The organism is Amorphus sp. MBR-141 (assembly GCF_053628695.1).
Genome location: NZ_JBRJGW010000001.1, coordinates 220,347 through 232,364 on the forward strand (window position 1 = coordinate 220,347; position 12,018 = coordinate 232,364).

Sequence of the window (12,018 nt, forward strand, 5' to 3'; positions counted from 1 at the left end):
AGGGTGCGGGCCGTTGGTCTGCGGAGCGACGGCCCGCATCGCTCGATCTGCGAAGAAGAAGCGCGACACCGAAGCGGCTATGCTGGGCCGCCTCGAACGGCTCGGATCTGAGAAAGGCCGCATGTAATGGGAATTGTCGTCTTTGACGGCCTGGCATTCGGCGCGCTCCTGTTCCTGATCAGCGTCGGCCTGTCGGTGACGATGGGCCTGATGAACTTCGTCAATCTCGCCCACGGCACCTTCGCGATGGTGGGCGGCTACGCGGCCGCCGTGGTGATGAACACCTACGGCTTCGGGTTTCCGGCGGGCCTCGCAGTGGGCTTTCTCGCCGGGGCTGCGACCGGTGCGGTGATCGAGTTCCTGTTCGTGCGGCGGCTCTATCGGGCGCACCCGCTGGAGCAGGTGCTGTTCACCATCGGGCTCGTCTTCGCCTCGATCGCGGCCACGACCTACGTCTTCGGCCCGACGATGCAGGCCTTCCAGATGCCGGACTATCTCGCCGGCAACTTCACCGCCTTCGGCGCCGAGCTCAGCCGCTACCGGCTGTTCCTGATCGTCGTGGGCGGCATCGTCGTCCTCGGGCTGGTGGCCGGGCTGAACCGCACCCGCTTCGGCGCGATGATCCGCGCCGCGGTGGACAACCAGCGGGTCGCCCAGGGCAGCGGCATCAACGTGGACCGCCTGTTCCTGCTGACCTTCACGCTCGGCTGCGGACTGGCCGGCTTCGGCGGCGCGCTCAGCCTCGGCATGCTGACGCTCAACCCGGTGTTTCCGCTGAAATACATGGTCTACTTCCTGATGGTCGTCTGCGTCGGCGGCGCCGGCACCATCACCGGTCCGTTCCTGGCGGCCCTGCTGGTCGGGGTCGGCGACGTGGCGGGCAAGTACTACGTGCCCCAGACCGGCGGCTTCCTCATCTACCTGTTGATGCTGGCGCTGCTGCTCGCGCGCCCGAACGGCATCATCGCGAAGAAGGGCGCGCGCTGATGGCCCTCCATCTTCCCCGCCGAGGTCTCCTCGCGCTCGAAGTCCTGTTCTGGCTGGCGCTGGCGGCGTCGTTCTTCGTGTTTCCCGACCGCCTCTATCTGCTGACCCAGATCCTCATCGCCGCGCTGTTCGCGCTCTCGCTCGACATCGCGCTCGGCTACGCCGGCATTCTCACGCTTGGGCACGCCGTCTTCTTCGGAATGGGCGCCTATGGGGCGGGCATCCTCGCCAAGTCCGGCTGGGCCGAGCCGGTCAGCGGGCTGGCGCTGGCGTTCGTCGTGTGCGGCCTCGTCGCCTACGTGCTGAGCTACCTGATCGTGCGCGCGGCGGAGCTGACCCAGCTGATGGTGACCATCGCGGTCGGTGCGATCTTCGCGGAGGTGGCCAACCAGGCGACCTCCATCACCGGGGGCTCCGACGGCCTGCAGGGAATCTCCATGTGGCCGATTTTCGGCGTGTTCCAGTTCGATCTCTGGGGCAAGACGGCGTTCGTGTACGCCTTTGCGGTGGTGCTGCTGCTGTTCCTGGTCGTGCGGCGGCTGCTGCAGTCGCCCTACGGGCTGGCGCTGAAGGGCATCCACGGCAACCGCAAGCGCATGTACGCGCTCGGCTCGCCGGTCGAGGGGCGGCTGCGGTTCGCCTACGCGGCCTCCGCGGCGCTGGCCGGCGTCGCCGGCGCGCTGCTCACCCAGACCACCGAGTTCGTCGGTCTCGACACCCTGAGCATCGACCGCTCCGCCATGGTGCTCATCATCCTGGTGCTGGGCGGCACCGGCCGGCTCTACGGTGGCATCGTGGGCGCGCTGGTCTACATGGTCGTCCACGACTTCTTCGCCGACCTCAGCCCCGCCTACTGGATGTTCTGGCTCGGCCTGTTCCTGATGGCCGTCGTCATGACCGGCGCGGGCGGCATCCTCGGCGGCCTGTCGCGCCTCGTTCGGACGGACCGGTCATGAGCAGCGTTCCGGCCCTTTCCGTTTCCGGCCTCACCGTCGCCTTCGGCGGCATCGTCGCGGTCAACGGCGTGACGCTCGACCTGCCGGTCGGCGCCCGCCATGCGCTGATCGGCCCGAACGGCGCCGGCAAGACGACCTTCGTCAATCTGCTGACGGGCACCCTGAAGCCGACCGCCGGGACGATCCGCATCGGCGCGAAGGACGTGACCCGGCTCGACACGCGGGCCCGCACGAAGCTCGGGCTGACGCGCACCTTCCAGATCAACACGCTGTTTCCCCACCTGACGCCGCTGGAGGCCGTGTCGCTGGCGATCGCCGAGCGCGACGACCTCGCCGGCATCTGGTGGAAGCGGCTCGGCGGTTTTGGTGCGGTGCGCGACGAGGCGGAGGCGCTGCTCGCCAGCCTGCGCCTCATCGAGCATGCGCGGGTGCCGACCGGCGAGCTTGCCTACGGCAAGCAGCGCCTGCTGGAGATCGCGCTGGCGCTGGCCGCCAAGCCGCGCATCCTGCTGCTCGACGAACCGGCGGCGGGCATTCCGGCCGGCGAGAGCCGCGAAGTGTTCGAGGTGGTGGATGCGCTGCCGGACGACATCAGCGTGCTGTTCATCGAGCACGACATGCAGCTGGTGTTCCGCTTCGCCCGTCGCATCGTGGTGCTGACCTCCGGGGCGGTGCTCGCCGAGGGCACGCCCGACGAGATCCGCCGCAACGACGACGTGCGCGCCGCCTATCTGGGGAGCACCCATGTCTGATCTCCTGCGCCTCGACGGCGTGACCGCCGGCTACGGCGAGGGCATCGTCCTCGACGATGTCTCCATGTCGGTGCGGCCGGGCGAGAGCCTTGCCGTGCTCGGCCGCAACGGTGTCGGCAAGTCGACGCTGCTCGAGACCATCATGGGCAACACGCGCCTGCGCGGCGGCAGCCTGTACCTCGACGGCGTGGACATCACGCGCCTGCCGCCGCACGCCCGCGTACGCGCCGGCCTCGGCTGGGTGCCCCAGGAGCGCGAGGTGTTTCCGTCGCTGACGGTGGAAGAGCACATGACGGTGATCGCCACACCCGGCCCGTGGACGCTCAAGCGGGTCTACGAGCTGTTTCCGCGCCTCCAGGAGCGCCGGCGCAACTACGGCAACCAGCTCTCCGGTGGCGAGCAGCAGATGCTGGCGATCGCCCGGGCGCTGATGACCAATCCGCGCCTCCTGCTCCTCGACGAGCCGATGGAGGGTCTGGCGCCGATCGTGGTCGAGGAACTCTCCGAGCGTGTCGTGGCGCTGTCGAAGGACGAGGGCCTCACCTGCGTGGTGGTCGAGCAGCACCCGATCGTCGCGCTGGCGCTGAGCCACGACGCGGTCATCCTCGAACGCGGGCAGATCGTCCACACGGCGCTGTCGCGCGATCTCGCCGAAGATCACGACACGCTCGACCGGTTGCTTGGCGTCGGCGACGAGCCGGCCGAACCGCGGCCGGTCGATGGAGCCGGTGCCGCCGCAGCAACCTGATTGATTTCACCGGCCGCGGCAGTCGCGCGTACGGCATCTGAAGACGACACCTGAGGGGAAGAGGAAGCAGCAATGAAACGCATGAGGAAACTGGTCGCCACCACGGCCGCCATGGTGCTTCTCGGTACCGGCGCAGGCTTCGCCGCAGACACCGTCAAGGTGGGCCTGGTCGGCGAGATGTCCGGCCCGTTCGCCGAGTTCGGCGCCCAGTTCAAGGGCGGCGTGGAGGCCTTCCAGGCGATCAACGGCACCGAGGCCGGCGGCAAGCAGGTCGAGGTCATCATCAAGGACGTCGGCGGCCCGAACCCGGACGTCGCCAAGCGCATCGCCCAGGAGTTCGTGGTTCGCGACAAGATCAACGTGCTCACCGGCTTCGGCTTCACGCCCAACGCCGCCGCCGTCGCCCCGATCGCCACCGAGGCGAAGGTGCCGATGGTCGTGATGAACGCCGCCGCCGGCGGCCTCACCAAGGCATCGGACTACATGGTGCGGGTGTCCTTCAGCCTGCCCACCCTGGTGCCGCCGATGGCCCAGTGGCTCGTCGACAACGGCTACAAGAAGGCCTACGTCGTCGTCGGCGACTACCGGCCGGGCCACGACACCGAGGCGGCCTTCCTCGAGGCGTTCCCGAAGGCCGGCGGCGAGGTGGTCGGCAGCGTCCGCACGCCGCTGATGACGGTCGACTTCGCCCCCTACATGCAGAAGATCAAGGACGCCAAGCCGGACGTCATCTTCGCCTTCGTCAACGCCGGCGACGTGATGGCCGGTCTCATGAAGGCGTACCGGGAGAAGGGGCTGGAGGAAGCCGGCATCAAGCTCGTCGGCACCGGCGACATCACCTTCGAGCCGTCGATGCCGGCGGTCGGCAGCGCGGCGGACGGTGTGGTGACGTCCTATGCCTATTCGATGGAGCACCCGTCGGACCTCAACAAGGAGTTCGTCGCGGCCTTCAAGAAGGCGGCCGGCGCCGATGCCATGCCGTCGATCATGGCCGTCAGCGGCTACGACGCGATGGCGCTGATCTACGCCGCCCTCGACAAGACCGGCGGCGACGCCGACGGCACGGCGCTGGTGGACGCCATGAAGGGGATGGCCTGGGAAAGCCCGCGCGGACCGATCTCGATCGATCCGGAAACCCGCGACATCGTCCAGAACATCTATCTCCGCAAGGTGGAGAAGGTCGGCGACCACTACGGCAACGTCGAGTTCGAGACCTTCGAGCCGGCGAAATAACGCAGTCCCCATCCCAAGCGACGGCCCGGGTGCGTTTGCGCCCGGGCACGGAGGAAGAGATGCCCAAAGAGATCATCCAGTCGAAGAACGCGCCGGTCACCGGCTTCACCGACCAGACCAAACCGTCGCCGCTCGCCCAGGCGATCAAGGCGGGCGATTTCCTCTACGTTTCAGGCCAGGGTCCGCTCGATCCGGAGACCAAGCAGGTCGTCTCCGACGACATCCGCGAGCAGACGCTCCGCACGCTCCAGAACCTGACGAACGTGCTCGACGCCGGCGGGGCGACCATGGAGCATGTCATCAACATGCGCGTCTGCCTGCGCGACGTCGCCGACTTCCCCGTCTTCAACGAAGTCTTCCGCGACTTCATGGATGGCGAGAAGGTGACCCGGACCTGCATCGGCGGCACGCCGCATCGCACCGGGGTCAACGTCGAGATCGACTGCGTCGCCTATCTGGGCTGACGCGCCTGAGTGGCGGTCCGGAGAGGCCGGCCGCAAGAGGAAAGGGAGAACCATGTACTACCAGCGCTCATTGTCCGTCGCGCCGGTCGTCCAGCTCGAGGACGCCGTCAAGGAGCTGTCGGAAACCGGCAAGCGCGTGAAGGTGCTGTGGCAGGAGCCCGATGCGCTCACCTTCGTCGCCCGCGGCCGCGAATACCGCAGCGAGTTCCACATCAATCCGTCCGACGAGATCATGTACATGATCCGAGGCCAGATGAACCTGCACATCCGCAAGGAGGACGGCAGCGAGGAGATCGTGTTGGTGCCGGAGGGCGGGCTGAACTTCACCCCGGCCGGCATGCCGCACTCGCCCCGCTTTCCGCCGGACGCCTTCCTGCTGGTCTCCGAGCGCATCCGCCGCGAGGGCGAGGCCGACCGCTTCCAGTGGTACTGCCCGAGCTGCGACGCGCTCCTGCATGAGGAGACCTTCACCGTCTCCGACTACCGCGCCGATCCCGTGTCGAAGGCCTATGCGAACTTCTTCGACAGCGAGGAGAACCGCACCTGCGACAAGTGCGGTAACACCATGCCGCGCCCTGACGGCGTCTGAGCTGTTCTCTTGCCGCGTTTCCGGACGGCGAACCGGTCATCCCTTCGCCGGGAAACGCGTTAGCCGCGGCGCCGGCGGACGGCGCCGTGGACCCTGTTTTCCTGCGTTTCAAGCCGAGGCCATCGATGCGCCAGTCCGGACCGTTCGAACCCGACCGGATCCTCCACAACGCGAAGATCGTGACGGCCGATGCCGACTTCTCCGTCGTCTCGGCGCTCGCCATCAAGGGTGAGCTCATCGTCGCCACTGGGGCGGATGACGAGGTGCTGGCGCTGGCCGGGCCGGAGACCGTCGTCGAGGATCTCGGCGGCGCCACCGTGCTGCCCGGCCTCATCGACACCCATGTCCACGTGGAGGAGGCCGGCCTCCTCAAGCACACAGTGAACTTCAGGGGCGTGCGCACCGTCGACGAGGCGCTGGCGCGGCTGAAGGCGTTCGTCGATGGCCGCGCGCCCGGCGAGTGGGTGATGGGCCAGCTCTGGCATCCCCCGTCGCAGCTCGCCGAGAAGCGGTTCCTGACCCGCGCCGAGCTCGATGGCGTCGCCCCCGACAACCCGCTCTATCTGCCGGTCGGCCACTTCTCGATGCTTAACTCGCGGTCGCTGGCCGCCGCCGGCGTCACCCGCGACACGCCCGATCCCGAAGGCGGCACCATCCACCGCGACGCCGACGGCGAGCCGTCCGGGGTGCTGGAGGAGGCGGCCGAGCGCATGGTGATCGCCGCCTTCCCGGGATGGAGCCCGGAGGCGCGCCGCCAGCAGCTGGTCGACGCCCAGGCGCATCTCAACTCCTTCGGCCTGACGTCGGCCATCAGCGCCGCCGTCAATCCGCAGGACGTGCGCCACTACAATGCCATCCGGCTCGCCGGCGAGCAGACGCTGCGCCTCAGCCTGATGTTCGCGCCCACCGGCGACCTCAACCCCGCCATGACGGCGGAGGAGTGGGAGCGTTTCTTCGCGCTCACCGGTGCGACGTCGGATTTCGGCGACGAATGGCTCAGCCTCTCCGGCGTCAAGCTGCAGGTCGACGGCGGCATGACGCTGCGCACCGCGGCCATGCGCGATCCCTATCCCGACGACCCGAACTATCACGGCACCTGGGTGATCGAGCCGCGCCGGCTCGACCATCTGGTGGCCGTCGCCAACCGCAACGACTGGCGGGTCGGCATCCACGCGGTGGGCGACGCGGCCATCGACGCGGTGCTCGACGCCTACGAGGCGGCCGATGCCGAGCGCTCGATCCGAGAGCGCCGCTTCATCGTCATCCACGGCAGCCTGATGCGGGCCGACCAGATGGACCGGGCGAAGCGGCTCGGCGTGCGCGTCGATGCCCAGCCGACCTTCCTGTGGACCAAGGCCGCCGCCGTCGCCCGCTTCCTGGGCAAGGAGACGGCCGACCGGGCGGTGCCGATGCGCACGCTGATCGACCGGATGGGGCTGGATCTGCTGGGCGCCGGCACCGACTACGGCATCAACGACCTCGACCCGTTCATCAACATCGCCTTCATGGTGACCCGGCGCGACGCCAGCGGCGATGTCTACGGGGCAGGGGAGGCGATCACCCGCGAGGAGGCGATCCGGCTCTACACGAGCGCCGCCGCCCGCTACGCCTTCCAGGAGCACCGCACCGGCTCCATCGAGCCGGGCAAGCTCGCCGATCTCGTGGTGCTCTCCGACGACATCCTGACGGTGCCGGACGCGGCGCTGTACACGGTCCGCGCCGTGCGGACGGTCGTCGGCGGGCGGACGGTGTTCGAGGCCTGAGGCCGGCCGCCGAAGCGCGCTCCACCGGCCGGCGGCTCCGTCAGGCCTGCCTGGGCGCCAGCACGAAGTCGGCCTCGATCTCCCAGAACTCGTCGCCCCGGAACGCGTACTCCTTGGCGCGCTCCGGATCGTGGACGCGCTGGAAGTCGGCGAGCAGGCTCTGCTTCACCCCGAACACCGCATCGGATTCGATGTACTGGTCGTCGGGATCGAAGATGTGGGTGGTCAGCGTCTGGAAGCCGTCGGCCTTGATGATGTAGTGCAGGTGCGCCGGCCGGTAGGGGTGGCGGCCGAGTGCGCCGAGCAGCTGGCCCACCGGACCGTCGTCCGGGATCGGGTAGTAGCGGGGCTTCACCGCCCGGAACCAGTAGCGGCCGTCGGCGCTGGTGCGGAACACCCCGCGCAGGTTGAAGTCGGGCTGCAGGCCCTTCTGCTGGACGTCATAGAAGCCTTCGTCATTAGCCTGCCAGACGTCGAGCACGGCACCCTCGACCGGTTTGCCGTCGAGGTCGACGATGCGGCCGGAGACCACCATGTCCTCGCCCTTGGCGTCGAGGCAGATGTTGGCGCCCATCGGCAACTGGGGCGCGTCGGCGACGTGGAACGGCCCGAGCACGGTGCTTTCGGACGCCCCCGACGGCTTGCGGTTGTCGATGGCGTCGACCAGCATCGACACGCCGAGCACGTCGGACAGCAGGATGAACTCCTGCCGCCACTCGTTGCACATCTGACCGGTGCGGGTGAGGAACATGATCGCCTCGAACCACTCCTCCTGGGTCGGCTCGATCTCCTTGACCGCCTCGTGCAGCTTGCGCGTGACGACCTCCATGATCTCCTTCAGCCGCGCGTCCTTGGCGTTGGCGTTGCGGCCGGTCACGACCTCGACGGAATCCTCTTCCGTGAAGAAGCCCTTCTCGTGTGCGTCCATGTCGGTTTCTCCCGAAGTCATCTTGTTGTTCAGGTCTGCGGACGGGCGCCTTCCCAGGCATCCTGCAACAGCGCGCGGATGGACCGGCGGTCGATAGGCCGCGGGTTCCAGTAGGCGTTGCGGACGGCGATGTCGGCGGCGCGGTCGAGATCGGCCTCGCTGAGCCCGAGATCGCGCAGCGCCATCGGCGCGCCGATCGTCTTGGCGAAGTCGTAGAGCGCCGGGCCGGGCGGGCCGCCGAAGACCTCGCCCACCGGCGCCAGCAGCTCAGGCACGGCGGCGGCGTTGAAGCCCACCGTGTGCGGCAGCATGATCGCGTGGGTGGCGGCGTGCGGCGTATCGAAGGAGCCGCCGAGGGTGTGGCAGATCTTGTGGTGCAGCGCCATGCCGACGGCGCCGAGCACGGTGCCGCACAGCCAGGCGCCGTAGAGCGCATCGCCGCGCGCTCCGACGTCTTCGGGCGCGCGCACCACCACCGGGAGCGCGGCCTGCATCGCGCGCAGGCCCTCCGCCGCCATCAGCGAGGTGATCGGGTTGCGGTCGCGGGCGTAAAGGCCCTCCGCCGCGTGCGCCATCGCGTTGAGAGCGCTGGTGACGCTCATCTCCACCGGCAGGCCGAGCGTCAGCAGCGGATCGTAGATCACCACCTCCGGCAGCACGCGCGGATCCTTCAGGGTGGTCTTCTCGCCGTGGTCGGTCTGGCCGAGGATCGGCGTCACCTCGGAGCCGGCGTAGGTGGTCGGCACGACGATCTGCGGCAGGTCGGTGCGGTAGGCGATCGCCTTGCCGAGCCCGGTGGTGGAGCCGCCGCCCAGCGCCACGAGACAGTCGGCGCCGACGTCCGCCACGGCCGCGAGCGCCCGCTCGGTCACCTCCACCGGGGTGTGCATCGCCGCGCCGTCGAACACGCCGGCAGCCCGGTCGCCGAGGCGCTCGGCCAGCGCCGCGCCGTCGGCCGCCTGGGCCGGCGTCACCAGCACCAGCGCACGATTGCAGCCGAGCGTCTCGATCCAGTCGCCGACGGTGGTGCTCTCACCCGCGCCGAAGACGATCCGGTTGGGCGTGCCGGTGTACTGAAAACGGTGGGTCACGGTCGCTCCTCGGTCGCTCGAACGCGCGGCAGACATCGGCGGGATCGGCCAGCCGCCCGGGCGGCGGGCGCCAGTCTGCTCTGGCCGCCGGCCGCGCCGTCGGACACTGGCATGGAAGGCGTCATCCTAACAGGCGCTGTCTTTCAATTGATGATTTCGGCGCGGAACAATATACCGGATCGTTATGAAACTCGACGAACGGCATCTGGTGCAGCTGGCGGCGGTGATCCAGGCGGGCGGCGTGACCGAAGGGGCAGCGCTGCTCGGCCTGTCCCAGCCGGCGGTCTCGCGCACCCTGTCGATGCTGGAGAAGCGCATCGGCGAGCCGCTGTTCGTGAAGGGGCGGCGGCCGTTGCTGCCGACGCCGCTCGGCCGCGCGCTGGCCGAGCACGGCCAGACCATGCTGACGGCGTCGCGCAAGGCGTCGGAGATGGTGGAGAGCTTCCGTCGCGGCGGTTCGGGGGTGGTGCGCGTCGCCGGCACGCCGTTCTTCATGGACGGCCTGATCTCCGGCATGATCGCGTTCTTCCAGAACGCCCATCCGGACGTGCGCATCGACCAGACCTACGGCTATTTCCCGGCGCTCAGGGCGGCCCTCTCGGCGGATCGAATCGACCTCGCCATCTGCCCCATCGACCTCCTCGACGAGGGATCGGGGCTGGCGTTCGGCGCGCTGCTGCCGGGCCGCAACGTGGTGGCCTGCGGCGCCACGCATCCGCTTCTCATGAAGCGCAAGCCGGACCCGCGCGCGCTCCTCGATTTTCCCTGGATCGCGCCGCCGCCCGACAGCCCGCTGCTCGCCGACCTCACCAGCCTGATCCTGTCGCTGGGCGCCACCGAACCGAAGATCCGCTACACCGGCGGGTCGCTGATCGGCGTCCTCAACGTGATGAAGGCGACGAACGCCCTGACGATCCTGCCCGAGAGCGTCGTGTTCGCGCTTCGCGCCGAGCGCGCAGTGACGGCGCTGCCATTCACAGTGCCGCATCCAGAGCGCGCGCTCGGGCTGCTGCGCGGGGCAGGGGCGGCGTCCTCGCCGGCGGTCGAGCGCTTCGCCCGCCACATCCACGCCCGCACCGCCGCCCTCAGGACCGAAATGGAGCGCCACGCCCAGGCGGCCGCGCGGGGAAGGGATGATGCGGCCGCCAGAGACTTCTAGACGCCCCATCCCCGCCCCAATATCTTGGCGCGCACCGCAGCTTTCGATTCAACCGCTTCGGTTGCGATGGCGAGAGGCGCCGCTTTTGCCGAGATGAGGGCTCATGGCTTCAGTTGATAGTATCGGACAGCTGTGGGGCATCCACATTCCCGCCATCGTCGGGTCGGAACCGATCGACCAGGGCTTCGTGGGGCTCGGCTGGAGCAGGATGGGCGACATCACCCAGATTCCGCCGAGCCGGGAGGCCTTCAAGCACAGGGTGCAGTCGGCCTATCCGGAGGCGAAGCCAGGCGCCATTCCCGTCTGGGCGGGGGTGCTCTACCGATTCGTTCACGAGATCTCGGTGGGAGACGGCGTGGTCTATCCGTCCAAGACGGACAGGATGATCAACCTCGGCGTGGTCACCGGCCCGTGCGAGTACCATCCCGAGGCTGCACACGAACAAACCTTGTGCCGCCGGCCTGTCGAATGGCGGGCCCATCTGCCCCGCGCCTCATTCTCCCAGTCGGCGCTCTATGAGATCGGGTCGGCGCTCACCCTCTTTCAGGTGGCCAACAACGCGGACGAGTTCCTGGGGGCGTTTTCCGGCCAAGCGCCGCAGGAGATGGTCGTCGACGACGCCGGCGCCGAGGTGGTCTCGGAGCAGGTTGCCGAGAACAGCGACGACTATGTGCTGAAGCGCCTCAAGACGGCGATGACGGACGAGGAGTTCGAGCACTTCGTTGCGGGGCTGCTGACCGCCATGGGCTATTTCGCCCGGGTGACCCGAAAGTCCGGTGACGGGGGCGTCGACGTCATTGCCCACAAGGACGAGCTCGGCTTCGAGCCGCCCATCATCAAGGTGCAATGCAAGCAGATCCTGACCTCGATCGGGCGGCCGGACGTGCAGCGCCTCGATGGGGCCGTCCAGCACGGCGAGTTCGGGCTGTTCGTGACGCTTGGAGCGTACTCGAACGACGCGCTCACCTATGAGGCGATGAAGCCGAATCTCCGGCTGATCAGCGGACGCGAACTCGCCGAGCTCGTCTATCGCCACTACCACCTGTTTCCGCCGTCCATGCAGCGGCAGGTCCCGCTGCGGCGGATCTACGTGCCGGGGCCGTCGGGGAGCGAATAGGGATTCGCGCGCGACACACGCGGCGCCGCCACGGCGGCGGACCGCTCCATTTTCGGGTCCGTTGGATTTCTGAAGGAAACGTCCGGAGAAAATGGAGCGGGCGATGGGATTCGAACCCACGACCCCAACCTTGGCAAGGTTGTGCTCTACCCCTGAGCTACGCCCGCAAACGCCGCCGGCCCGAAGGCGTCGGCGTCACTGAGGCTGTCGATATGGCGGATTGGGCCGGGG

The 12,018-nt window shown here is 68.6% G+C and carries 12 protein-coding genes and 1 tRNA gene; 10 read left to right on the forward strand and 3 right to left on the reverse strand.

Annotation, left to right across the window (positions count from 1 at the left end; genetic code table 11):
- The first annotated feature begins 126 nt into the window (after positions 1 to 126).
- The 8 genes from ACSSVZ_RS00985 to ACSSVZ_RS01020 all read left to right on the forward strand — a co-directional run bounded on the left by ACSSVZ_RS00985 (position 127) and on the right by ACSSVZ_RS01020 (position 7,492).
- Positions 127 to 987: a branched-chain amino acid ABC transporter permease gene (locus ACSSVZ_RS00985; RefSeq protein WP_453967729.1), complete on the forward strand. Its 861-nt coding sequence runs from the start codon at positions 127 to 129 to the stop codon at positions 985 to 987.
- Complete coding sequence (locus ACSSVZ_RS00990; RefSeq protein ID WP_453967730.1) at positions 987 to 1,943, forward strand: branched-chain amino acid ABC transporter permease; 957 nt, start codon at positions 987 to 989, stop codon at positions 1,941 to 1,943. Before ACSSVZ_RS00985 ends, ACSSVZ_RS00990 begins: the two co-directional genes overlap by 1 nt.
- Positions 1,940 to 2,695, forward strand: a complete 756-nt coding sequence (locus ACSSVZ_RS00995) for an ABC transporter ATP-binding protein (protein WP_453967731.1) — start codon at positions 1,940 to 1,942, stop codon at positions 2,693 to 2,695. The genes ACSSVZ_RS00990 and ACSSVZ_RS00995 overlap by 4 nt, the downstream gene beginning before the upstream one ends.
- Entirely contained in the window at positions 2,688 to 3,443 is a 756-nt protein-coding gene (locus tag ACSSVZ_RS01000; RefSeq protein ID WP_453967732.1) for an ABC transporter ATP-binding protein, read from the forward strand. Before ACSSVZ_RS00995 ends, ACSSVZ_RS01000 begins: the two co-directional genes overlap by 8 nt.
- 72 nt (positions 3,444 to 3,515) lie before the next feature.
- Positions 3,516 to 4,676, forward strand: a complete 1,161-nt coding sequence (locus tag ACSSVZ_RS01005; protein WP_453967733.1) for an ABC transporter substrate-binding protein — start codon at positions 3,516 to 3,518, stop codon at positions 4,674 to 4,676.
- Positions 4,677 to 4,735: 59 nt separating this feature from the next.
- Entirely contained in the window at positions 4,736 to 5,140 is a 405-nt protein-coding gene (locus ACSSVZ_RS01010; protein ID WP_453967734.1) for a RidA family protein, read from the forward strand.
- Between the two features lie 52 nt (positions 5,141 to 5,192).
- Complete coding sequence (locus ACSSVZ_RS01015) at positions 5,193 to 5,729, forward strand: 3-hydroxyanthranilate 3,4-dioxygenase (protein WP_453967735.1); 537 nt, start codon at positions 5,193 to 5,195, stop codon at positions 5,727 to 5,729.
- A gap of 125 nt (positions 5,730 to 5,854) precedes the next feature.
- On the forward strand, positions 5,855 to 7,492 hold the full coding sequence (locus tag ACSSVZ_RS01020; protein WP_453967736.1) for an amidohydrolase: 1,638 nt from the start codon (positions 5,855 to 5,857) through the stop codon (positions 7,490 to 7,492).
- Between the two features lie 40 nt (positions 7,493 to 7,532).
- On the opposite strand, the gene ACSSVZ_RS01025 is transcribed toward ACSSVZ_RS01020, so the two are convergent.
- Together ACSSVZ_RS01025 and ACSSVZ_RS01030 are read right to left on the reverse strand one after the other, a co-directional pair.
- Complete coding sequence (locus tag ACSSVZ_RS01025; RefSeq protein ID WP_453967737.1) at positions 7,533 to 8,420, reverse strand: intradiol ring-cleavage dioxygenase; 888 nt, start codon at positions 8,418 to 8,420, stop codon at positions 7,533 to 7,535.
- A gap of 29 nt (positions 8,421 to 8,449) precedes the next feature.
- The gene (locus ACSSVZ_RS01030) at positions 8,450 to 9,511 is read right to left on the reverse strand and encodes a maleylacetate reductase (RefSeq protein ID WP_453967738.1); all 1,062 of its coding nucleotides are present in this window, start codon (positions 9,509 to 9,511) and stop codon (positions 8,450 to 8,452) included.
- 184 nt (positions 9,512 to 9,695) lie between these two features.
- Between ACSSVZ_RS01030 and ACSSVZ_RS01035 the strand changes: the two genes are divergently transcribed.
- Both ACSSVZ_RS01035 and ACSSVZ_RS01040 read left to right on the forward strand, forming a co-directional pair.
- Positions 9,696 to 10,670: a LysR family transcriptional regulator gene (locus ACSSVZ_RS01035; RefSeq protein WP_453967739.1), complete on the forward strand. Its 975-nt coding sequence runs from the start codon at positions 9,696 to 9,698 to the stop codon at positions 10,668 to 10,670.
- Positions 10,671 to 10,773: 103 nt separating this feature from the next.
- Positions 10,774 to 11,787, forward strand: a complete 1,014-nt coding sequence (locus tag ACSSVZ_RS01040) for a restriction endonuclease (RefSeq protein ID WP_453967740.1) — start codon at positions 10,774 to 10,776, stop codon at positions 11,785 to 11,787.
- Positions 11,788 to 11,879: 92 nt separating this feature from the next.
- Here ACSSVZ_RS01040 and ACSSVZ_RS01045 read toward each other — a convergent pair.
- A tRNA-Gly gene (locus ACSSVZ_RS01045) sits at positions 11,880 to 11,954 on the reverse strand.
- Between the last annotated feature and the right edge of the window lie 64 nt (positions 11,955 to 12,018).